Below are 23,042 nucleotides of genomic sequence, written 5' to 3' on the forward strand. Positions count from 1 at the left end.
GCAGAAATTTCATGACTTCAAAACTTTCCCCTGTCCTTCCTCGCTCGCTGGTAGCGCTCACATGGTCTAACCTGGCGGCACAATCGGCGGAGCAATTAAGCCTGGCGGCGGCCCCGATCATGGCCGTACTGATGCTAGGTGCAGGGCCTGGCGAAATCGGCATGCTGGCGGCAGTGCAGTCGTTGCCGTTTCTGTTGCTGTCGATCCCATTCGGCTTGCTGGCCGACCGTACCTCGCGCCGGCGCCTGATGGTGGCGGCAGAGGCGCTACGCATGCTGGCCTTGCTTGGCGTGCTGGCGGCGATTCTCCTGAACCATCTTTCGATCGAGTTGCTGGCGGTACTCGGCTTCATCGGCGCCGTCGGTACGGTAGGTTTCAGTGTCGCCGCACCTGCCCTGGTACCGGCGCTGGTAGAGCGCGAGAACCTTGCGAAAGCCAACGGCCGGCTGGAACTTGCCCGCAGCGCCGCTTTTGCCGCCGGTCCGGCATTGGGCGGCGCGCTGACTTCCTGGGCCGGCGCTTCGGCCGCGTTCGTGTTGGCTGCCATGCTATCCGGATCGGCAGTGGTGCTGCTGCTGCAACTGCGTGAACCACAGCGCACGCCGGCGCCAGCCCGTCATCCCTTGCTCGAGTTACGCGATGGTGCACACCTGGTCTGGCGCGATAATTTGCTGCGGCCGATCCTGTTGACCGCCGTGGCCTGGAACATTTCCTGGTTTGTATTGCAGGCTGCCTATGTGCCTTACGCGGTGCGGAAGCTCGGGCTCACTGCCGGCGAGGTCGGCATGACGCTTGGCGCGTATGGCGTAGGCATGATGGTCGGCGCGCTGCTGACGTCGCGCGTGGTGGCGCGGCTGCCGTTTGGCCGCGCGATCCAGCTCGGCCCGGTGATCTCGGTACTGGCTGCGCTCACGATGGTGGCGACACTCGCGTTCCCGAGCGGCGTGTTGGCAGCTGTCGCCTTCTTTCTGTTCGGTGTGGGCCCGATTATCTGGGTTATCACCTCAACCACATTGCGCCAGACAGTCACGCCAGGCGCCATGCTGGGACGGGTATCGGCGATTTTCCTCACCGTGAATACGGGAGCGCGGCCGATTGGTGCCGCGCTTGGCGGCCTGGTCGGCGCACGTTGGGGTGAATCAGCCTGCCTGGCGCTGGCGCTGGCAGGTTTCGTAGTGCAAGCCTGGATCATATTCGACTCCGAGGTGCGCGTGCTGCAGCGCCTGCCAGCGCCGCTCGCCTGAAAGATAATGATGAATGATGGACGCTTTAGATAGTGTCGCAATTCGCTCATCTCGGCTATGCTTGGAAATCAAAATCAAAACCATAACGAGGAGACACGATGAGTGCAGCGTCAGAGAAAATCACATCCATCCCAAGCCCGCCGCAAAACAGCGCCAGGAAAGTAATCTTCGCCAGTTTCATCGGCACCGCTATTGAATTCTACGACTTCTATGTCTACGCGACTGCGGCAGCGCTGGTCATCGGCCCGATATTTTTCCCGCACGATTCGCCGACCGCCCAGGCGCTGTCGGCATTTGTCACCTTTGGCATCGCGTTTATCGCACGACCGATCGGAGCTTTTCTGTTCGGTCATTTTGGCGACCGGATCGGTCGTAAATCGACGCTGGTGATTTCATTGCTGGTGATGGGTATCTCCACCATGCTGATCGGCTTCTTGCCGGGGTACGACAGCATCGGCACACTGGCCCCCGTCCTGCTGTGCGTATTGCGCTTCGCCCAGGGCATCGGCCTTGGCGGCGAATGGGGTGGCGCGGCGCTACTCGCAACCGAATATGCACCGGCTGGAAAACGCGGCAGGTACGGCATGTTTCCGCAACTCGGGCCCTCGGTCGGCTTTTTGATGGCGAACGGCCTGTTCCTGGCGTTGGCGTTGGGCCTGTCGGATGCACAGTTCAAGAGCTGGGGCTGGCGCGTGCCGTTTATTTTCAGTGCGGCGCTGGTAGTGCTGGGACTGTATGTCCGGATGAAGATCGCCGAAACGCCGGTGTTTGCCGCCGCGCTGGAAAAGCGCGAGCCCGTCAAAGTGCCGGCTATCACCTTGTTCAAACATAACTGGCGGCCTGTAATGCTGGGCGCGGTCGCGATGATCGTCTGCTACACGCTGTTCTATATTGCCACCGTATTTTCGCTGTCGTATGGCGTCACCACCTTGCATATCCCGCGGCAGGAATTCCTGGCGCTACTGTGCCTGGCAGTGGTGTTCATGGCGCTGGCGACGCCGTTGTCGGCCATCGCCAGCGACCGCTTCGGCCGCCGGCCGGTGCTGATAGCCGGCACCCTGGCGGCTATCGCTGCGGGCTTTACCATGCAACCGCTGTTTGGCAGCGGCAATACGGTAGCGATTGCCTTGTTCCTGATCATTTTCCTGTTCTTGATGGGCGTCACATTCGCGCCGATGGGAGCGTTGCTGCCAGAGCTGTTTCCCACCAGCGTGCGCTATACCGGCGCCGGTGTCGCCTATAACATCGGCGGCATCCTCGGCGCATCGGTGGCGCCCTACATCGCGCAATTGCTGGCGCAGCGCGGCGGCCTGGCTTATGTCGGCGCTTATGTATCGGTTGCGGCGACACTGAGCCTGATCGCGGTGCTATGCATGCGCGAGACACGTCACGACAATCTGCAGCAGGTTTAGCAGCGAATCAAACCGCAGCACGACACATTTTCTATGTTTGTATAACGGAGACAAAAATTGATGCAAGCATCCCTTTCCTTGAAAAAAAATCTGCTCAATAGCCTGATTTTTCCAGCACTGGCATTTAGTGCCGGCCTGGTGCTGGCGGCCCCGGTGGCGCCGGTATACGAGCTGGCGCAAAAGGAAAAGCCGGCAATGATGGATACCATGCGCGACCTGGTGAATATCGAATCGGGCAGCAAGGATCTTGAAGGCCTGGCAAAGATCGCCAGCCTGATTCGCGATCGCCTGACGCAGCTGGGCGGCAAGGCTGAGTTGCTGGATGCCCCGGAAATTTACCGGATGGGCGACACACCGGAAAAGATCGGGCAAATCGTCCATGCGGTGTTCAAGGGCACCGGTAAGCGCAAGATCATGCTGATCGCCCACATGGATACCGTGTACCTGCGTGGCATGCTGAAAAATCAGCAATACCGGGTCGACGGCGACAAAGCCTACGGCCTCGGCATTGCCGACGACAAGCAAGGTGTCGCTACCATCTTGCATACCATCGCTATCCTGCAAAAAATCGGCTTCAAGGATTACGACACGTTGACCGTGCTGATTAACGGCGATGAAGAAATCAGCTCACCGGGCGGCCGCAGCTTGCATACCAAATTGGGTGCGGAACAGGATGCCGTGTTTTCCTACGAAGGCGGCGGCGCCAAAGGCGAGTTGCGGTTGGCGACCAGCGGTATCGCGGCCGCCTATCTGACGGTTGACGGTAAATCTTCACATGCCGGCGCCGCACCCGAAAAAGGCATCAACGCCTTGTATGAACTGTCGCATCAACTGTTACAGCTGAACTCCTTGTCACAACCGGAACGTGGCCTGAAATTGAACTGGACCGTGGCGCAAGCCGGCACCAACCGCAACGTGATTCCCGCCAGCGCCAGTGCGCAAGCCGATGCCCGCGCCCTGAAGATGAGCGATTTCGAGCAGTTGCAAACCCAGTTGCAGGAGCGCGTCAAGAATCAACTGATTCCGGATGCCAAAGTCCATCTGAAATTTGAAATGCGCCGGCCGCCGCTGGAAACCAATGCTGCGTCGCGCGCGGTGTCGGCCCATGGCGCGGCGATATATCAGGAACTCGGTTTACCGATGACGATAGTAGACGTAGCTAGCGGCGGCGGTACCGATGCCGCGTTCGCTGCGTTGAAATCGAAAGGGGCTGTGATCGAAGGAATGGGACTGACCGGTTACGGCGCGCATTCGAATGATGCGGAATATGTCCTGCTGAATACCATTGTTCCGCGCCTGTATTTATCGACACGGCTGATCATGGATTTTGCTCAAGGTAAAGTCCAGTAAAGCTTCGGATAAAACCACGGGCACCCGAGGCGCGTGGCCGTATGATCCGAATCGAAACACGCCTGGATCATATGGCCACCAAAGAAGATATGTCCAAACTCGGGTCCATTCTTCTAAGATGGTTTATCATCACAGCCGTCTCCCTGACAGCGCTGGCGTTCACTGCAGCAAAACTCATTCACTAAGCTTACTCGCCGGGCGCATACGCCTGAAGTACAACCATCACCAATTCACGCAATAATCCGCAGTGAATAATCGGTCGCCCGGACATCCTTGGTCAGGCTGCCGATAGAAATCCGGTCAACGCCGGTTTCAGCGATCGCCCGCACCGTCTCCATGTTGATGCCACCGGAAGCTTCCAGCAGCGCTCTGCCGGCGGTCAGGTTGACTGCATCACGCATCGCATCGAGGCTGAAGTTATCCAGCAGAATCGATTTCGCGCCTGCGCGCAAAGCCTCATCCAGCTGCACCAGGCTTTCCACTTCAATCTGCACCGTGACACCTGCATCCAGCTTGTCCGCCGCCTGCATGGCTGCTGCAATGCCGCCAGCCGCCGCGATGTGATTTTCCTTGATCAGGATGCCATCGTACAAAGCCAGGCGCTGGTTATGTCCGCCGCCTACCCGTACCGCGTATTTTTGCGCCAGGCGCAGGCCAGGCAAGGTTTTGCGCGTATCGAGAATATGCGCCTTGGTGTCGGCAATGGCGTTGACATAAACGCGCGTTGCGCTGGCCACGCCGGACAACAGCTGCAGGAAATTCAAGGCGCCGCGCTCGGCGGTCAGTAGCGCCCGGGCCGGTGCGGTTATCAGGCAAACCTGGCTGTCGGCGCTCATCAGGTCGCCTTCTGCATAAGACCAGTCGATATGAATGCGTGCGTCGAGCTGCCGCATCACGGCTTCGAACCATGGTGCGCCGCACAGCACTGCCTGTTCGCGCACGATCACGCGCGCCTTGACCATTTGTTGCTCGGGGACCAGCTTGCCGGTCAGATCGCCGCTGCCGACATCTTCCGCAATCGCGGTGCGGATATTGTTATCGAAGGCCGTTTGCAGCGCAGCATCAAACGGCGCAAAACGATTCTCTAAAGTGCTGGTGGAAGTACTCATGCGGGACCGATTCCTGAAAACAGTTTTTGTTCTTGCGCCAGATCGCCGGACGGGCGCACATTAGCTTTGCGTTGCGCCGCAAAGTCGAGCATGCGATCGATGCAGACCACGGCTTTGCGGCCGATTTCAGCATCGACATGGATTTCATTGCTGCCGGATTCCAGCACGTCGGCCAGATTCTGCAAGCCATTCATCGCCATCCAGGGGCAATGCGCGCAGCTCTTGCAGGTGGCGCTGTTACCGGCTGTCGGGGCGTCGATAAAGCGTTTGCCCGGCGCCGCCATTCTCATCTTGTGCAAAATGCCGTTATCGGTGGCGACGATGAATTCGTCGGCGTCCAGGCGTTGCGCGGCGGCGATCAATTGCGTGGTGGAGCCGACTACGTCGGCTTGCGCCACCACTGCTTCCGGCGCTTCCGGATGCACCAGGATCTTGGCGTTCGGATGCTGCTGACGCAGCAATTCCAGTTCGACACCCTTGAATTCGTCATGCACCAGGCAGGATCCCTGCCATAGCAACATGTCAGCTCCGGTCTGTTTCTGTATATAGCCGCCCAGATGCTTATCGGGCGCCCACAGGATCTTTTTACCCTGGGCATGCAAATGCGCCACGATGTCGAGCCCGATGGAGGAAGTGACCATCCAGTCGGCACGCGCTTTGACGGCGGCACTGGTATTGGCGTACACCACCACGGTGCGATCAGGGTGGGCATCGCAAAAAGCGGAAAACTCGTCGGCCGGGCAGCCCAGGTCGAGCGAACAGGTCGCATCCAGGTCAGGCATCAGCACGCGCTTGTGCGGGCTCAGGATTTTTGAGGTTTCCCCCATGAACTTGACGCCGGCGACCACCAGCGTCTTGGCCGGATGATCGCGGCCGAAGCGCGCCATTTCCAGCGAATCGGATACGCAGCCGCCGGTTTCTTCTGCCAGGTCCTGCAAATCGCCATCGACATAATAGTGGGCGACCAGTACCGCCTGCTGTTCTTTCAGCAAGCGTTTTATACGCTCCTTGAGCGCGATTTTCTGGTCTGGCGTGGGGGTATCGGGAACGCGGGCCCAGGCGTGGGCAGTACAGCTGGTACCTGAACTGGAACCCAAGCTGCTGCCTGGGTCCATTTGCGGCCGCTCGAATTCAACGGTTTTGATGGCGTGGGTTTGCATGGCGATGATCGGTAAATGCGTGGGTAAATGCGTAGGTGAATACGTGGCTCAGTGCGGCAATAGCGCAATCATACGACAGAAGGCGCAACAGCATATTTCGCCGCAGTATCTGCGGACAGGAATTCTACCGCTATCTGTCAGGCCGCGCCTTAACATTACCGTATTGCAAGCTGGAATGAACTCCCGTACTATGATTTAACAATTATCACAAAAAACTGTGACTGAAAATCTGCCGGATCAAATCCTCACGCATTTTTTTGGATGCAATAAAAGAATACAGGGAGATCATGATTATTTTCGACAAAACCGAGCGCGGCCGTACAGAAATAGCAACGCGCGGCCAAACCGTGGCGCCACGCCTGCGCACGCTGTTATTACTGGTAGATGGCAAGACCGGCAATGATGAATTATTAAGGAAAGTGGCGGGTCTGGGACTGAACCAGGAACATCTGGACGAACTGCTGCAAGCCGGCCTGATCCAGGCTAGCGCGGATACCGGCAGCGGCAGCGGCAGCGCCAACACCGCCACCGCCAGCAGTCCCGTCGCCAATAATGTCGCTACTGCAGAAGCGCCGGCGTCGAAAAACATCCCTCCGCCCGCTGTCTCCCTCATGTCCGCTGAACAAATACTGCCGCCAGGACAAACCCAGTTTGAAGCGATTTATCATTTCTACAACGACACCATCAAGAGCATGATCGGTTTGCGCGGATATGGCTTGCAGTTGAAAGTCGAGCGCGCCGGCAGCGTCCAGGATTTCCGCGAATTGCGACAGGTTTACCTGGAAGCGGTGCTCAAAGCCAAGGGCGAGGAAATTGCCCGTAGCCTGCGTGGCCGGCTGGATCAGTTGCTGTATCTGGGCGAACGGCAGCAACCATAGACAACATAATGATTGGATATAAAAAAAGCGTGGCAGATAAATTCTGCCACGCTTTTTTTTTGTTCTTCATGGATTCACGGCGCAGCAGTTTCTGCGCGCAACTCCTGATATTTACTCAATTCCCTGGCTAGTCAGGTAATCCTCGTAAGAGCCCTGGAAGTCGACTATTTCGTTTTCCTTGACTTCCAAAATCCGGGTCGCCAGCGATGACACGAACTCGCGGTCATGCGACACGAAAATCAGGGTACCGGCATATTTCTCCAGCGCGATATTGAGCGATTCGATCGACTCCATGTCCATATGGTTGGTCGGCTCGTCCAGCAGCAGCACGTTATGGCGGCCCAGCATCAGCTTGCCGTACATCATGCGGCCCTTCTCGCCACCGGACAATACCTTGACCGATTTCTTGACGTCGTCGCCGCTGAACAGCAAACGGCCCAGGCTGGAACGCACAGCCTGGTCGTCGTCGCCTTCCTGGGTCCAGCGTCCCATCCAGTCGGTGAGGGTCAAGTCGGTTGCAAAATCTTCGGTCGGATCTTGCGGCATGTAGCCGACGTTGGCGTTTTCCGCCCATTTCACCAGGCCGCTGTCTGCTGCCAGGCCGGCGATGTCGATGCCGCCAATACTGCGCAACAGCGTGGTCTTACCGGCGCCGTTGGCGCCGATGATGGCGATTTTCTCGCCAGCTTCAACCATGATGCTGAAATTCTTGAAGATCGGCCGGTCGTAAGTCTTGCTGATGCCCTGCACTTCGACTGCCAGCCGATGCAGCTTTTTCTCGCCGTCGAAACGCACGAACGGATTGGCGCGGCTGGATGGCTTGACATCCTCGACCTTGATTTTTTCAATTTGCTTGGCGCGCGAGGTAGCCTGGCGTGCCTTCGATTTGTTAGCAGCAAAGCGGCGCACGAAATCCTGCAACTCGGCGACCTTGTCCTTGGCCTTCGCATTCACCGACAACTGCTGCGCACGTGCCTGCGACGATGCCAGCATGTAGTCGTCGTAATTGCCTGGATAGACCTTCAACGTGCCATAGTCCATATCGGCCATGTGGGTACATACCTGGTTCAGGAAGTGGCGATCATGGGAAATGATGATCATGGTCGAATTGCGCTGGTTCAGCACATCTTCCAGCCAGCGGATGGTGTTGATATCGAGGTTATTGGTCGGCTCGTCGAGCAGCAGGATATCCGGATTCGAAAACAGTGCCTGCGCCAGCAAGACGCGCAGCTTCCAGCCTGGTGCGACGCTGCTCATCGGGCCTTGATGCTGATCGATCGAGACGCCCACGCCCAACAACAGTTCGCCAGCGCGCGCTTCGGCGGTGTAGCCATCGTATTCGGCGAACCTGGCTTCCAGGTCGGCGGCCTTCATGTAGTCGTCGTCGGTGGCTTCTGGATTGGCATAGATCGCATCGCGCTCGGCCATCGCTGCCCACATTTCGGTGTGGCCCATCATGACCACGTCGAGTACCCGCATTTCTTCAAACGCAAACTGATCCTGGCGCAATTTACCCAGGCGCTCGTGCTGATCGAGCATCACGTTGCCAGCAGAAGACTCCAGATCGCCGCCCAGGATCTTCATGAACGTCGACTTGCCGCAGCCGTTCGCGCCGATCAAACCGTAGCGGTTACCGTCGCCGAATTTGACTGAAATGTTTTCAAACAGCGGCTTGGGGCCGAACTGCATCGTGATATTTGCGGTGGAAAGCATCTTAAACTGGTTCTTTTCTTAATTGAATCATGGGGTTAGACAATGAGGCGGCATTATACAGTATCCGCAATTGTGCACTGCGGGCCACCGTAAAAACAACGACTTACCGCTCTGTTTCCCACGAAATCGGTACTGTACAGGTCAAGATCAGAGCGTTTTGAACATCTGTTACCAGATAAAAAAGAAAACCGGCGGAACGATCCGCCGGTTTTGATGTAAAAACTAAAACATTTCCAAATATTTCCATTTGGAAATGCTTGTGCAGATTCCTGTTACTGAGCCGATTGGCGCTCACGCGCCATGGTCAACGCGGTATCTTCAATCATGTCCTCCTGACCGCCAACCATCCGCCGCCGGCCCAGCTCTACCAATATGTCGCGTGCCGGAATGCCATACTTGGCGCTGGCGCGCTTGGCAAACAGCAGGAAAGAGGAATAGACGCCGGCATACCCCAGCGTCAAGGCATCGCGGTCGATCCGGATCGGATGATCCATGATCGGCACCACCAGGTCTTCGGCAACGTCGGAAATCTTGAACACATCGACGCCCGTCTCGATCCCCATGCGCTCGCACACTGCGACGAACACTTCCATCGGCGTATTGCCGGCCCCCGCTCCCAGTCCAGCGGCGGCGGCATCGATGCGGCGTGCGCCATACTCCACCGCAACCACTGAATTGGCAACGCCCATCGCCAGGTTGTGATGGCCATGAAAGCCGATTTCGGTTTCAGGTTTAAGTTTTTCACGCAGCAGGCCGATACAGGCGCGCACATGTTCCGGCAACATGTAGCCGGCCGAATCGGTGGCGTAGATGCAATTGGCGCCATACGATTCCATCAACCGCGCCTGCTCCAGCAACTTCGCCGGCTCCGTCATATGCGCCATCATCAGGAAACCCACCGTATCCAGCCCGAGTTTGCGCGATAGCCCGATATGCTGTTCCGAGACATCGGCCTCGGTGCAATGGGTAGCGACGCGGATAGTACCGACCCCGCATTCATGCGCCATGTGCAAATGGTCGACGGTGCCGATGCCCGGGATCAACAGCGCTGAAGCCTTGGCCTTCTTTAATAACGGAATCACGCCACGCAGATATTCCTCGTCGCTATGCGCAGGAAAACCATAATTGACCGAAGCACCGCCCAGGCCATCGCCGTGAGTAACTTCGATCAGCGGCACGCCGGCTTCATCCAGTCCGGCAGCAATACTTTGCATTTGCTGCAGCGAGATCTGATGACGTTTCGGGTGCATGCCGTCACGCAGCGACATGTCATGCACCACTACATATGCCTACTATGTCAACAGCACACCGGTCGCGGCAACCTTGTACGGCATCGACATCACCTCTAAGCAGGTGTTCAGGCAAGCGCCCGATCTCGTCATTTCCGGCCCCAACTACGGCAACAATACCGGCCTCATCGATAATAATTCCGGTACCGTCAATGCTGCCCTGATTGCGATCAATCGCGGCATTCCGGCAATCGCCGTCAGTGCAGAACTGCCGCAAACCTATAAACCGTTCAATAAGCTGGCGGCAGGCGATCCGGAATACGAAGTGGCGGATGTGGTGGTCCGGCTGGTGAAGGCGTTGCAGCAGCGCAAAGCCGTAGCCGGCGGTACCTTGCTGCCGCAGGGAGTCGGTTTGAATGTCAACCTGCCGAAATTCGCCAAAGGCGCTGCGGCGGCATTGCCGGTCAAACTCAGCAAGATCGGCCTGGCTACTGTCGCCCTGCCCTATTTCGTAGAGGATCTGTCGACCGACCCGCTGGCCAAATCGTATCTGGCGCAGGCCTTTCCGCACGGCGTTCCCGCTTATCCTGGCGTGACGCTGGTGCTTAATCAAGGGCCGGTGCCGGCCGGACTGAAGTACGTCCCGGACACCAATCCTGATTCGGAACAAAATGTCGTCAACTCCGGTGCGATCGCTATTTCGGTGATGCAGGGAACACCGCAGGGTACACACGCTCAAGAAGCAATAATGCGCGCCAAACTGATCAATTTTGCCCGGTAGACTCTGTCTGGCAGGTCATTGTTGCATCGCCGATATCGCGCTTCAGTCTAAGCCTGAAAGCGATATCGGCCAATCCCCCGAACATCCCTCCGAATAGCCTTAGCGCGCCAGTTTCCAGTTCACCAGAGATACCGCCAGACGCCTATTTCCGCCAGCGCAGCATCGCCCGTGGTGGATGCTGCCTGGTTCCCTGTCAGTCACGATAACGTCATCAAGCTTGTCTTTCAAGCTACAATATCCAAGCTAAGACATAAGAAAAACTATGTCACCTGGAGAGTCACATGCATCTTCCTTTAAACGCACTGCGCGCTTTCGAAGTCTCGGCACGTTTCCTTAGTTTCACCCGCGCTGCATCCGAGCTGAATGTCACGCAAGCCGCGATCAGCCAACAGGTGAAGAACCTTGAGGAGAGAATGGGCGTACAGCTGTTTCGTCGGTTGCCACGCGGGCTGGCGCTGACCGCCGAAGGCATCGCCCTGCTGCCGGTGCTGGCGGAATCTTTCAGCCGCATCGGTTCAGTCCTGGAACAATTCGGCGATGGCCGCTCGCGCGAAGTGTTGACCGTAGGCGCTGTCGGCACATTTGCCGTCGGCTGGCTAATCCCGCGCCTGCGCGATTTCCAGCAAGCCTACCCATTCGTCGATTTCCGCCTGTTCACCAATAATAACCGCGTCGATATCGCCGGTGAAGGCCTCGACTACGCGATTCGCTTCGGTGACGGTGCCTGGCATGCAACCGAAGCCGAAGCACTGGCGGCGGCGCCACTGTCGCCAATGTGCTCGCCGGCAATAGCATCATTCCTGCGCGATCCAGGCGATCTCGCCAGGCAAGTATTACTACGCTCCTACCGGACCGACGAATGGGCCACCTGGTTCGCGGCAGCAGACTTGCCCTGCCCTTTGCTCAGAGGCACCGTATTCGATTCATCGCTCACCATGGCCGAAGCAGCAGCACAAGGTGCCGGCGTAGCCCTGCTGCCAGCCCGCATGTTCACCCGCGAACTGCAACACGGCCGCCTGACACGCCCGTTCGACATCGAGATAGCCAGCGGCAGCTACTGGCTAACCCGCCTCAAATCAAAACAAGTCACCCCCGCAATGCAAGCCTTCAGAGAGTGGCTACTCCAAACCGCCAAGCAGTAATCCCCAAAATCAATTCGACTCTGACCCCAATTGATTCCAAAATAATTCGACTCTGACCCTAATTGTTTTGAAAATCAATTAGGGTCAGAGTCGAATTGATTAGGTGATCTGGCGTCAGGATGACAGGGTTAGCGGGTTTTGGATGGTTAGCTGGAATCAATTAGGGTCAGAGTCGAATTGATTAGGTGATCTAGCGTCAGGATGACAGGGTTAGCGGGTTTTGGATGGTTAGCTGGTAGCTGTTTGCGTCTGATTGCAATTGTGCTTGGGCGCCGACCTGTAGCGTTACTTTGTCGCGAATGTGGCCGAATGGCAGGCCGGTCAGGATTGGTACCGGGATATGGGCGCGCAGGTAGGCTAGCATGGCGTTGAAGTCGTAGCCGTTGTCGTGCTCGCCCAGGCGGTACTCGGAAAAATCGCCTAGCACGATCGCTTGCTGCCGTCCGAGGATGCCGGCGTATTGCAATTGCAGTAGCATGCGCTCGATGCGGTATGGATGCTCGCCGATGTCTTCCAGGAACAGGATGCCGTCTTCAATTTGCGGCAAGTAGGGAGTGCCGATCAGGTGGTTCAGCATTGCCAGGTTGCCGCCCCATAGCGTGCCGCTGACTTTGACGACGGGATTGTTGGCGGCGCTGATTTGCAGCACCTGCTTTGGCTGCCGCAGGCATTGCCAAAAGTGCGACATCGTGAATTCGCTTAACTCGGCGCTGCCGAAATCGCTGCACAGCATGGGACCGGCAAGACTCGGGGCTCCGGTCTGGGCTAGCAAAGCCAGCTGTAGCGCAGTGACATCGCTATGGCCGACAAATATCTTCTTGCTGGCGGCCAGGCGGCGCAGGTCCAGCAGCGGTAACAAACGCGACATGCCGTAGCTGCCGCGTATCGCCAGCACGATCTGCACTTGCGGATTATCGATCGCTTCGTAGATCTGCCCTACCCGCGCTATTTCGGTGCCGCCGAAGCGCTGGTGTTTTGCGGCCGGATCGTAATAGTCATAGACCACGCAACCCTGGCTCTGCAATGCCTGGATGCCACGCGCCAGCGCTGCTTCGTCGGGGGCGTAGCCGCCAGGTGCGATCAGTGCCACGCCGATGGTTTGTCTGGAGTGGGCTTGCGGAGCTTGGGTAGTTTCAGTCACGATTGTTTTTGTTGAGCTTGCCTGCGTTCAGCGAAAAATTCTTTGAGTAGTGTGCCACATTCATCAGCCAGCACGCCAGCGGTCAACTCGGTGTGGTGATTCAATTTTTCCTGCTCGAACAGATTGAGCACGGAGCCGCAGGCGCCGGTCTTGGGGTCGCTGGCGCCGTACACCACGCGCGCCAGGCGGGCGTGCATCATGGCGCCGGCGCACATCGCGCATGGTTCCAGGGTGACGTACATTTCACAACCGGGCAAACGGTAATTGCCGAGAATGGTGGCGGCTGCACGCAGCGCCATGATCTCAGCATGTGCAGTGGGATCGTGATTGCCGATCGGCTGATTGAAACCGGTAGCGATGATCTGTCCGTCTTTGACGACCAGCGCACCTACCGGCACTTCTCCCAAGGCCCAGGCATTGCGGGCCTGGGAAATGGCTTGTTGCATATAAATGGCGTCACGCATAGGCAGATAACAAGATAAGCAGCGGAATAAGCAACGAAATACGCAACGAAATAAGCAACGCTATCAACGGTCTTCGGAAATCTCGGCCCAGCAATTGGGCGTTTCGTGCAGCACCAGCTTTTGCAGATGCAAACCGGTGCCGTAGTGGTCCTTGTAAGCCGCCTTGAGAATATCGTAGGCGGTGCGCGCCAGGTTTTCGACGGTCGGGATGCGATCGATGATGACGGTCTTGTGATCCGGCAGGGTCGCCAGGAAATCGCGCACTGCCGTGTCTTTTTCGTAGACCAGGAAAGCGTGATCCCAGACATCGACCAGATGCTGTTTCGCCAGCGTCTTGATGTCGGAGAAATCCATGATCATGCCGTTGTCGGAGCTACCTTCGACTTCAATCACCGCGCCAACCAGGGTAATTTCCAGCGTATAGCGATGGCCGTGCAGGTTGCGACACTGGCTCTTGTGATCGGGAATCCGGTGTCCGGCGTCGAATTCCAGTTTGCGGGTGATGGTAAGCATAGGTAATCGGTTCTTTATAAAATCTGTTCAGGGAATCTGCAGCAGCTTGTGGGTCTGCAAGCTCAGCTTCCATTTCGGGTTGCGCTTGCAAGTCTCAATCGCCAACTCCAGATTGTGCGCCAGTTGCGGGCCATCCATGGCCTGTACATAGAAATGTTCGAAATCAAGCGATTCGTATGCCGCCAGCGATTGGCCGATTTGCGGAATCACCACTTTCAACTCATTACCCTTGCGCAGCTTCAATACCGAACCCATCTTCGGACTGACACAAATCCAGTCTATACCCGGCGGCGGTAGCAACGTGCCGTTGGTTTCGATCGCGATTTCAAAACCGGCCGCGTGCATGCTGTCGATCAGCGCAGCATCCAGTTGCAGCAGCGGCTCGCCACCGGTGAACACCACGAATTTGCTGGCGGCGTAAGTCTCCGGCCAGAGCGCATTGATGGTGCCGGCGAGCGATTCGCTATCCTTGAACTTGCCGCCGCCCTCGCCGTCGGTACCGACAAAATCGGTATCGCAGAACTGGCAGACCGCCGTGCTGCGGTCTTCTTCGCGGCCGGTCCACAAATTGCAACCGCTGAAGCGGCAAAACACCGCAGGGCGGCCGGCATGGGTGCCTTCGCCTTGCAGCGTGTAGAAAATTTCCTTGATGCTATAGGTCACGGTGCTTCTCGCATATTTTTCATCAGCCGGGGACGGTGCAATAACAGCGCAACATCGCGCCAATTCGCCGCAAACCCGGCCTGATACGGTCAATACTCGCAGTTTTCCGTCATTTTCACTATCAAAAACGAAGGCTGTTACTGGTGTGGGAGATAGGTCGATTTGCGGGAAAACCGCGTTTCTGCCTCACATATTAAATAATGCGCAGATGCGACCTAACCCGCCATTTTAACGTAGAACGGCCATTCCCGCGAAATACGGACAGACCGGCCCGCTGAAGGTAAAGAAACCAGATTCGAGATGCACAAATTAAGATATAACAATTAATATCAATTAAAATGTAACAACATGTGTCTTAATATGTTAACAATGTGAAATATTGCAAAGCGGATATCTCCTTCCCTCTCGCATAGTACAATGTGAAACCTCCTACATAACAATTCTCACGCAGCCTAAGCACAATTCGCATCGACTCCGATTAGCGCGTGTTTGCGAAGAAAAACAGAAGATTATCGGTGGCGAAAATCTCTGGGAACGAATGGACACTGTCTTCCGGGACAAGCGGATCTTAGTCCGCACGAAAATGGTATTACGATTAGAGAATTCAAGAAAAATGTCAAAACGTGTTGCAATCACCGGGTTTTCGTTCAGATTCCCAGGCACAAATCTCAGCCAGTATTGGCAAGACTTGCTTGACGGACGCGACCTGGTGACAGAAGTCGATCCAGAACGATGGGCGCAGGACACGTTCCGTCATCCGAACAAAAATCACCCCGGAACCAGCTATACGTTCGCCGCAGGCTCGATCGGAGACATTTCAACGTTCGATGCGGGATTCTTCGGCATTTCCCCACGGGAAGCCGCCCTGATGGATCCACAGCAAAGATTGCTGCTTGAAATGAGCTGGGAAGCGCTGGAAAACTCCGGGATCAAGCCATCGACAATTCGTGGCAGCCAGTGCGGCGTCTTTATCGGCATCGCCAGCACCGACTACTCCTATCGGCTGGCTGACGATCTCGCCGCCGTCGACTCGTCGGTGGCCACCGGCAATACCGCGAGCATTGCCGCCAACCGTATCTCTTACGTCCTTGACCTGTGCGGCCCTAGCATGGCGATCGATACCGCCTGCTCGTCGTCCATGGTGGCGTTTCACCAGGCATGCCGCTCGATCCTCTCGGGCGAGAGCACGCAGGCGATTACAGGCGGCGTCAGCCTGCATCTGCACCCCTACGGTTTCATTACCTTTTCCAAGGCATCCATGCTTTCCCGGCGTGGCCGATGCAATGTTTTCGACGCAGCCGGCGATGGTTACGTGCGCTCTGAAGGCGGGGGAATTTTTTTCCTTAAAGATTACGATCAAGCCGTAGCCGATGGCAATCCGATCCTGGCTATTGTTGCAAATTCAGCAATCAATACAGATGGCCGCAAATCCGGCCTGACAGTGCCGAACCCGAAGGTCCAGGCGGCCCTGCTGGAGCAAGCTTACCTCCAGGCCGGCATTGATCCATCGACCATCGATTACCTTGAAGCGCACGGTACCGGCACAGTCGTCGGCGATCCGATTGAAGCGCGAGCGATTGGCGACGCACTAGGTAAGCACCGCGCCAAAGATACCCCTCTCCTCATCGGTTCGGTGAAGAGCAATCTCGGACATCTCGAAGCCGCTTCGGGCGTGGCGGGGCTGGTAAAGGCACTGCACTGCATCCAGCATCGGGTGGTGCCGGCGACTATCGGCATCAAGACGCCTAATCCGAACATCCATTTCGATGACTGGAACCTTGAGGTCGTGACCGAAACCAGGCAACTTAAAAAGACTGGCAAACTCGTTATAGGGATCAATTCCTTCGGCTTCGGCGGCGCCAACGCGCACGTCATTCTTGAAAGTCCTGAACCAGCAGAACCAAAGTCGCCGAGACTGCTTAACCGCACGCTGCTGCCGATCATGGTTTCTGCAAAAGAAAATATTGCACTGAAAGCGGCGGCACGCGAGTTTTCTGCGTTTCTGAGCGAACAACCTGAGTCCGCGTTTTACGATATCGCCTACAACACCGTTTTCGGACGTGAGCGTCTTGAACACTGCGCCATCGTGTATGGCAACACGCCCGAAACCGTCGCCGAAGCGCTCCTCAATTTTGCCGGCGATGCGCCTGGAGCATCCTCCGTGATCTCTGGCAGCGCCTTGGAAAAGCCTTCCGGCCCAGCCTTCATCTACTCGGGAAATGGCTCTCAGTGGTTTGGAATGGGCAAACGATTGCTGGAGGAAGAGCCGCTGTTCAGAGCATCAGTCCGTGAGGTCGATGCATTTTTCCAGCGTCATGCCGATTTCTCGCTGGAAGACGAACTAGCCGGCAAGAACGGTGAAGGCCGCTACGCATACACGGAAATCGCGCAACCTGCATTATTCGCGCTGCAAGTCGGGATTACGCAAATGCTGCGCCACCGTGGCATCGCACCTGTTGCCGTAGCTGGACATAGCGTAGGCGAAGTAGCTGCCGCATGGGCATCCGGCGCATTGTCGCTGGAAGCTGCGGTAACGGTCATATACCACCGTAGCCGGCTACAAGGAACGACTAAAGGTAACGGAGAAATGACCGCCGCCAGAGTAGGGCAAGAAGCCGCGCGTGATTTGCTCGACGAAATGGAGCTCGGGTCGTCACTAGCCATTGCCGGCGTCAATAGCTCGCGCGGCGTGACCATCGCCGGCAGCTCGGAATTGCTTAGCCGCCTTGAATCAGCATTACACCAGCGCGACATCGTCAATAAACGGCTTGATCTTGACTATGCATTCCACAGTCCTGCCATGGACGGGATTGAAGCTGGCGTCCGGGAGACTCTGGCAGAGCTGCAACCCGGCGCAACGCTCATCCCCTTCTATTCGACCGTCACCGGCGCGCAGCTGGACGGAACCGAACTCGGCGCCGAATACTGGTGGCAGAACATCCGTTACCCCGTGTTGTTCGAACAAGCGATCAAGGGCATGCTGGACGACGGCGCCAACATTTTCATTGAAATCGGTCCCAATGCCGTTTTACGCGGCTACATCAATGACTGTCTGAAAGATACAGCGACAGAGGGGCGTGTCATTTCCACCGTTGTCAAAGATGACGATGCTCCGCAACGGGTTTGGGCAGCGTGCGGCCAGGCCGTGATCGCTGGCGCCAGCGTCGACTGGGAGCAAGAGTTCTCATGGGCCGGCGGTTTTGTCCAGCTACCGAACTACGCGTGGCAGCGCGAGCGCCACTGGCATCCGGTGACACCGGGATCGATCGGCTTGCTCGATCGGCGCAAAATCCATCCTCTGCTGGGTTACCCGCTCCAACAACATGAACTGACCTGGGAAAACCAGCTCGACACAAAACTCAACCCGATGCTTGCCGATCATGTGGTTGGCGATGCCACCATATTTCCAGGCACAGGCTTTTCCGAGCTTGCCCTTGCAGCCGCCTTGGCCTGGCACCCCGGCGACCTGGTCGAAATCGAGGAACTTGAAATCCGCTCGCCGCTGCTTCTGAGCGATAGCCACTCAAAACTGGTCCGCTTGAGCATCGAGGCCCAGGACGGCGGCTTGACGATCAAGGGTAAGGAACACGCCGGCACAGAACCCTGGGTCCTGCACGCCGTGGGCCGCATTCTGCGCGAACCTCGCACCATTCTGCTGCATCAGGACAGCCCTGCGCTGCCCACACGCCGGCCCGATTTCAATGCCGCCAGCCACGAGGCACTTACCAAGGCAGCGGGCCTCGCTTATGGCCCTGCTTTCCAGTGCATCGATCACGGCTGGGTAGAAAACGGTTCTGCACTGGCCGTCTTCAAGATACCGGAAAGTATCGAGTCCGAACTGGCGCATGCTCACCTGCACCCGGCTTTCCTGGATTGCACTTTCCAGTTAATCATCCAGTTGCTGAAAGAAGATTTAGGCAGTCACGACGGCGTCACCTTCATCCCTACCAAAATGGGACGAATCGCCTTCCGCGCCAGCAAAGCCAAACCCGGTATCGCCCGCGCCACGCTGCTGCGGCGAACGGCACACGCACTGACTGCGGAATTTACCGTTTTCGATACCGACGGCGTAGTCATCGCCGTCATCAAGGAAGTCCGGTTCCGCAGCGTCCGCCTGAGCAAGAACGCGGCGGATCACCTGCGCTTTCTCGATTACCACGGCATGCCGAAACCTCTCGCATCTACCTCTGACGCCAGTTCGGCTATCGCCTTCGACAGCGTGCAGACGGCGATTGCCGAGCTGGCAAGACGCGCAGCGCTAAAGGGATCTCATCGTCGCTACTCGGAGGAGGTGGATCCCTTGCTGGATAGCCTGTGCAGTCAATTTACCCGGCAAGCACTACAACAGCTGTCGGCAGACGGTGCAAAAATATCCGCCGCGGAAATTCAAGCCTTGCAGACCGCTACCCCGGAAATTGCACCGTTCCTTGCGCACTTGCTCTCGCTGGCCGTGGACGATCAATCGATTGCGTCCACCCAGGATGGCTGGACGATTCTGCCGGACCAGGACGAACCTGCTTCAGCCCAGGACATCTGGAACAGCCTGGTAGCGGATTACCCTGACTATTTCCAGATCGTGCACTCGGTGGGGCGCATCGGGATACACCTCCAGTCGCTCCTGAGCGGAAGCCTGACGCTGGCCCAGATATGCCCGCAGGAGTCATCGCTGGTAACACTGACACGCCAGGTGCTCGGCGCTGGCGGCAAGCAAAAAATCGGCGAAGCCCTGCGCGATTTGATTACTCAGGGAATGCACCAGCTGCCTGAAGGCCAACGCCTGGGCATCGTGGAAATCAGTGAAGGATCACCTTCATTTGCCATGGATGCGTGCATCTCCATGGATTTCAATTGTTGCGATTATGTTTTTGCCAGCACCTCTGCCGCCACGTTGGAGGATGCTGCCCAATTCAAGGAACGTTTCCCCGGCATCGATACCCGCCTGATTGGCGCCACGCCGGAGCATCCGGTCGTCGCCACCTGCCAGATAGCGATTGTCACGCTCGACTTCAACATGCTAGAGGAAGCAACGAGAGCATTGGCGTACGCCGGCGCGTGTCTCGCGCCCGGCGGTTCTCTCATCGTATTGGGACAACACCCATCGCGCTGGGTCGATTTTGTTTTTGGTGCACAACGCAAAAACTGGCTGCCATCGGAAAGCGGATCATCGCTATCGAATCAGCGGTCGGTCCTGTTCTGGCAACAACAGCTGCAACAACTCGGCTTCTCCAGTCCCGACACCTTTGAACTGTCGCCGGACACATTCTCCGGCCCTTACTTGTTGCTGGCCAAGCCGGCACGTGCCGCCCTGTCGCCGGCCTCACCCCGCCAGGCGAAGCCACGTAGCTGGGTACTGCTGGCAGACCCGGAGGAAAATTCGGCGCAACTTTCCGATCACCTGGCCAAAAAATTGCAAGAACGGGGCGATCTCGTGGTGCAAGCCGGCCCTGGCGATACCGTTCACATCGCGTCGCTGCTGCGAGATACCACCGCCAGCTACGGCAAGCTCGACGGCATCGTGCATCTGGCCGGTCTCGCTTTCCAACCAGCCGAAACCGAAGCCGTCCTGGAGCAGCAGGTGGCGCGATGCGCCATCGCCGCCAGCATCATCCAGGCTTGCGAAACAACCTCGACAAACACTACTTGCTGGCTGATCACCAGCGGCGTTGCAACTTACCTGCTACCCGGTCGCGGCTTTGCCGACTCCCCTGTCGCGGCCCCCATCCCGGTCGATGCAGCGCTATGGGGATTCGGCCGAACCTTGATTAACGAAACCACCAACTGCGCCATACGCCTGATCGATCTGGAAGATCCTCTGGCGAGCGAAGCCGTGGTCACAGCGCTGGACAAGGAGTTCGAGCAACCGGACCAGGAACAGGAAATCATCCTGACCAGACAAGGCGCACGTTATGCGCCACGCCTGCGACTTGAGCCGCGGCCGCAAGAACACCTGGAAATTGAAGATCCAACCATACGCCTTGCCTTCCAGCTCCCTGGCCAGCTGCGCAACCTGCGTTGGGAAACCCATCCGCGCAGTGTGCCCGCCGGCGATGAAATCGAAGTCGAGGTCCACGCCACCGGCCTTAATTTCCGCGACGTCATGTACGCCCTTGGCATGCTTTCCGACGAAGCCATCGAAAACGGCTTTGCCGGCCCGACACTAGGCCTGGAATTTTCCGGCATCGTGCGTAGCGTCGGCAACAAGGCGTCCGGATTCGCGCCGGGAGATCTGGTTGTCGGCTTCGGGCCATCCAGTTTTGGCAATCGGGTAATCACCCAGGCCAGTGCCGTCTCGCACATCCCGTCCGAGATTTCCTTCGAAGCTGCAGCGACCATTCCAAGCACCTTTTTCACGGTCTATTACGCCCTGCACCATCTGGCGCGACTGCAGCCCGGGGAAAAGGTCCTTATCCACGGTGCAGCAGGCGGCGTGGGTATTGCCGCCATCCAGCTGGCCAAATGGATCGGCGCCGAAATCTACGTAACAGCAGGTTCGGACGAAAAACGCGACTTCCTGCGACAACTCGGTGTCGATCATATCTACGACTCCCGCTCACTGGCTTTTGCCGACGAAATCCTGGCCCAGACTGGCGGCAAAGGCGTCGATGTCGTGCTCAACTCCCTCGCCGGCGAAGCCATCAACCGCAACTTCCGCGTGCTGAAGCCGTTCGGCCGGTTCCTGGAACTCGGCAAGCGGGATTTCTACGAAAATACCAAGATCGGCCTGCGCCCGTTCCGCAACAACATCAGCTACTTCGGTATCGATGCCGACCAGTTGATGCAAGCACGTCCGGATCTCACTCGCAGCCTGTTTGCCGAAGTGATGGCGCTGTTTACCGAAGGTGTACTCCATCCTTTGCCGTACCACGTATTCGAAGCCGAAGATATTGTCGACGCCTTCCGCTACATGCAGCAGGCGCGGCAGATTGGCAAAATCGTCGTCACCTATCGCAACGGTATCAACCGCGTTCATACGCCGGCTCCAGCTACGCAAAAACAGCTGGAACTTGCCACCGATGGCTCCTATCTGGTGACCGGAGGCCTGGGCGGTTTCGGCCTGAGAACCGCCGAATGGCTCGCCAGTAAAGGGGCTCGCCATCTGATCTTGATCAGCCGCAGCGGCCCGTCCTCGGTTGCGGCCCAGGACGCGATTGCCCGGCTGGAAAAGCAAGGCGTCAAGGTTCATGCCGCTTCCTGCGACATTACCGATAAAGAAGCCGTTGCCGCCCTGCTGGCAGAAGTAAGCAAGACACTGCCGCCTCTCAAGGGTATCGTGCATGCCGCTACCGTTATCAATGACGGACTGATACGCAGCATGGATGCGGATCAGATTCGCAGCGTGCTCGCACCCAAAGTGCTGGGAGCGTGCCACCTGCATGAAATGACGCTCGGCATAACGCTAGATTTCTTCGTGCTCTTCTCATCGGCCACCACCTTGTTCGGCAATCCCGGCCAAGGCAATTATGTAGCCGCAAACGCCAGCCTGGAAGCCTTGGCGAAGCACCGCCGGGCCAACGGACTGGCCGCCACCAGCGTGCGCTGGGGTGCGATTGACGATGTCGGCTTCCTGGCGCGCAATGAAAAAATCAAGGATGCCCTGCAAAGCCGCATGGGTGGATCGGCGCTTAATTCCGCGATCGCCCTGGACGCATTGGAAAGCATGTTGATTGCAGATCGCTCTGGTCTCGGTGTCATGGAACTCGACTGGAAAGCGCTGTCCCGCTTCCTGCCCAGCGCATCCAGCCCCAAGTTCAGCGAACTTGCGCGGCACGCTGGCGACAGCGATGGCGACGAGGATAATTCCGACGACATTCAACGCGCGCTCTCGGAACTATCGGACGCAGACATGCTGGCAGCCTTGACCGACATGCTCAAGAGCGAAGTGGGTGAAATCCTCCGGGTTTCTCCGGACAAGATCGATCCGACCCGTTCAATTTACGATATGGGCCTGGACTCCCTCATGGGAGTCGAACTGGTGGTTGCGCTCGAGTCGCGCTTCGGCATCCGGTTGCCGGTCATGGCATTGAGCCAAAGCCCCACCATCGTCAAACTGGCCGAGCGGATCATCGAACAATTGAAAAGCAATAATGAAGTGGAAGCAGCGTCAGACGAGAAAGAGATTCTGGCGCAGGCAACACAGCTCGCTTCTCAGCATGGCTCCGAGATGTCTGCTGAATCTCTTGCAACCCTGGCCGAGGATATCCAGTCTTCGGGTAACGCCGCAAATAACCGGATGATCCGCTAAC

The 23,042-nt window shown here is 57.4% G+C and carries 15 protein-coding genes; 7 read left to right on the forward strand and 8 right to left on the reverse strand.

The window, feature by feature from the left end; genetic code table 11:
- Positions 1 to 11: 11 nt before the first annotated feature.
- The 3 genes from BM205_RS16270 to BM205_RS16280 all read left to right on the forward strand — a co-directional run bounded on the left by BM205_RS16270 (position 12) and on the right by BM205_RS16280 (position 4,006).
- On the forward strand, positions 12 to 1,244 hold the full coding sequence (locus tag BM205_RS16270) for an MFS transporter (RefSeq protein ID WP_092415921.1): 1,233 nt from the start codon (positions 12 to 14) through the stop codon (positions 1,242 to 1,244).
- A 98-nt stretch (positions 1,245 to 1,342) separates the two neighbouring features.
- Positions 1,343 to 2,656 carry an MFS transporter gene (locus BM205_RS16275; RefSeq protein WP_092415922.1) on the forward strand — a complete coding sequence of 438 codons (1,314 nt, stop codon included), beginning with the start codon at positions 1,343 to 1,345 and terminating at the stop codon, positions 2,654 to 2,656.
- A gap of 60 nt (positions 2,657 to 2,716) precedes the next feature.
- Positions 2,717 to 4,006, forward strand: a complete 1,290-nt coding sequence (locus tag BM205_RS16280; protein ID WP_092415923.1) for a M20/M25/M40 family metallo-hydrolase — start codon at positions 2,717 to 2,719, stop codon at positions 4,004 to 4,006.
- A 230-nt stretch (positions 4,007 to 4,236) separates the two neighbouring features.
- Here the strand turns inward: BM205_RS16280 and nadC are convergent, their stop codons facing one another.
- Positions 4,237 to 5,115: a carboxylating nicotinate-nucleotide diphosphorylase gene (gene nadC, locus BM205_RS16285; protein WP_092415924.1), complete on the reverse strand. Its 879-nt coding sequence runs from the start codon at positions 5,113 to 5,115 to the stop codon at positions 4,237 to 4,239.
- A complete protein-coding gene (gene nadA / locus BM205_RS16290; RefSeq protein WP_175511293.1) occupies positions 5,112 to 6,275 on the reverse strand; it encodes a quinolinate synthase NadA in 1,164 nt (387 codons plus the stop codon). The genes nadC and nadA overlap by 4 nt, the downstream gene beginning before the upstream one ends.
- A gap of 287 nt (positions 6,276 to 6,562) precedes the next feature.
- On the opposite strand from nadA, the gene BM205_RS16295 reads away from it, so the two are divergent.
- Positions 6,563 to 7,153: a hypothetical protein gene (locus BM205_RS16295; RefSeq protein ID WP_092415925.1), complete on the forward strand. Its 591-nt coding sequence runs from the start codon at positions 6,563 to 6,565 to the stop codon at positions 7,151 to 7,153.
- Between the two features lie 111 nt (positions 7,154 to 7,264).
- On the opposite strand, the gene BM205_RS16300 is transcribed toward BM205_RS16295, so the two are convergent.
- Both BM205_RS16300 and dmpG read right to left on the reverse strand, forming a co-directional pair.
- Positions 7,265 to 8,866 (reverse strand): ABC-F family ATPase, encoded by a 1,602-nt coding sequence (locus BM205_RS16300; RefSeq protein ID WP_092415926.1) that lies wholly within the window; start codon positions 8,864 to 8,866, stop codon positions 7,265 to 7,267.
- A 272-nt stretch (positions 8,867 to 9,138) separates the two neighbouring features.
- Positions 9,139 to 10,134, reverse strand: a complete 996-nt coding sequence (gene dmpG / locus BM205_RS16305) for a 4-hydroxy-2-oxovalerate aldolase (protein WP_092415927.1) — start codon at positions 10,132 to 10,134, stop codon at positions 9,139 to 9,141.
- Between dmpG and BM205_RS16310 the strand changes: the two genes are divergently transcribed.
- A complete protein-coding gene (locus BM205_RS16310) occupies positions 10,133 to 10,876 on the forward strand; it encodes a 5'/3'-nucleotidase SurE (protein WP_175511294.1) in 744 nt (247 codons plus the stop codon). The genes dmpG and BM205_RS16310 overlap by 2 nt on opposite strands.
- A 281-nt stretch (positions 10,877 to 11,157) precedes the next feature.
- A complete protein-coding gene (locus tag BM205_RS16315) occupies positions 11,158 to 12,018 on the forward strand; it encodes a LysR family transcriptional regulator (RefSeq protein ID WP_092415929.1) in 861 nt (286 codons plus the stop codon).
- A 196-nt stretch (positions 12,019 to 12,214) separates the two neighbouring features.
- Here the strand turns inward: BM205_RS16315 and ldcA are convergent, their stop codons facing one another.
- From ldcA to queE, 4 genes are all read right to left on the reverse strand, one after another.
- Positions 12,215 to 13,162 carry a muramoyltetrapeptide carboxypeptidase gene (ldcA, locus tag BM205_RS16320; protein ID WP_371326502.1) on the reverse strand — a complete coding sequence of 316 codons (948 nt, stop codon included), beginning with the start codon at positions 13,160 to 13,162 and terminating at the stop codon, positions 12,215 to 12,217.
- Entirely contained in the window at positions 13,156 to 13,623 is a 468-nt protein-coding gene (gene tadA / locus BM205_RS16325) for a tRNA adenosine(34) deaminase TadA (protein ID WP_092415931.1), read from the reverse strand. The genes ldcA and tadA overlap by 7 nt, the downstream gene beginning before the upstream one ends.
- A gap of 63 nt (positions 13,624 to 13,686) precedes the next feature.
- The gene (queD, locus tag BM205_RS16330; protein ID WP_014005360.1) at positions 13,687 to 14,136 is read right to left on the reverse strand and encodes a 6-carboxytetrahydropterin synthase QueD; all 450 of its coding nucleotides are present in this window, start codon (positions 14,134 to 14,136) and stop codon (positions 13,687 to 13,689) included.
- 27 nt (positions 14,137 to 14,163) lie between these two features.
- Entirely contained in the window at positions 14,164 to 14,799 is a 636-nt protein-coding gene (gene queE / locus BM205_RS16335; RefSeq protein ID WP_092415932.1) for a 7-carboxy-7-deazaguanine synthase, read from the reverse strand.
- A 613-nt stretch (positions 14,800 to 15,412) separates the two neighbouring features.
- Between queE and BM205_RS16340 the strand changes: the two genes are divergently transcribed.
- Positions 15,413 to 23,041 (forward strand): type I polyketide synthase, encoded by a 7,629-nt coding sequence (locus tag BM205_RS16340; protein ID WP_092415933.1) that lies wholly within the window; start codon positions 15,413 to 15,415, stop codon positions 23,039 to 23,041.
- The last annotated feature ends 1 nt before the right edge of the window (position 23,042 follow it).

The organism is Collimonas sp. OK307 (genome assembly GCF_900113705.1).
In the GTDB taxonomy this organism is placed as follows: domain Bacteria; phylum Pseudomonadota; class Gammaproteobacteria; order Burkholderiales; family Burkholderiaceae_D; genus Collimonas.

Coding starts and splice junctions, on each gene's coding strand:
- BM205_RS16270 (WP_092415921.1), top strand. CDS start 12: ATGACTTCAAAACTTTCCCCTGTCCTTCCTCGCTCGCTGGTAGCGCTC.
- BM205_RS16275 (WP_092415922.1), top strand. CDS start 1,343: ATGAGTGCAGCGTCAGAGAAAATCACATCCATCCCAAGCCCGCCGCAA.
- BM205_RS16280 (WP_092415923.1), top strand. CDS start 2,717: ATGCAAGCATCCCTTTCCTTGAAAAAAAATCTGCTCAATAGCCTGATT.
- nadC (WP_092415924.1), bottom strand. CDS start 5,115: ATGAGTACTTCCACCAGCACTTTAGAGAATCGTTTTGCGCCGTTTGAT.
- nadA (WP_175511293.1), bottom strand. CDS start 6,275: ATGCAAACCCACGCCATCAAAACCGTTGAATTCGAGCGGCCGCAAATG.
- BM205_RS16295 (WP_092415925.1), top strand. CDS start 6,563: ATGATTATTTTCGACAAAACCGAGCGCGGCCGTACAGAAATAGCAACG.
- BM205_RS16300 (WP_092415926.1), bottom strand. CDS start 8,866: ATGCTTTCCACCGCAAATATCACGATGCAGTTCGGCCCCAAGCCGCTG.
- BM205_RS16310 (WP_175511294.1), top strand. CDS start 10,133: ATGTCATGCACCACTACATATGCCTACTATGTCAACAGCACACCGGTC.
- dmpG (WP_092415927.1), bottom strand. CDS start 10,134: ATGTCGCTGCGTGACGGCATGCACCCGAAACGTCATCAGATCTCGCTG.
- BM205_RS16315 (WP_092415929.1), top strand. CDS start 11,158: ATGCATCTTCCTTTAAACGCACTGCGCGCTTTCGAAGTCTCGGCACGT.
- tadA (WP_092415931.1), bottom strand. CDS start 13,623: ATGCGTGACGCCATTTATATGCAACAAGCCATTTCCCAGGCCCGCAAT.
- queD (WP_014005360.1), bottom strand. CDS start 14,136: ATGCTTACCATCACCCGCAAACTGGAATTCGACGCCGGACACCGGATT.
- BM205_RS16340 (WP_092415933.1), top strand. CDS start 15,413: ATGTCAAAACGTGTTGCAATCACCGGGTTTTCGTTCAGATTCCCAGGC.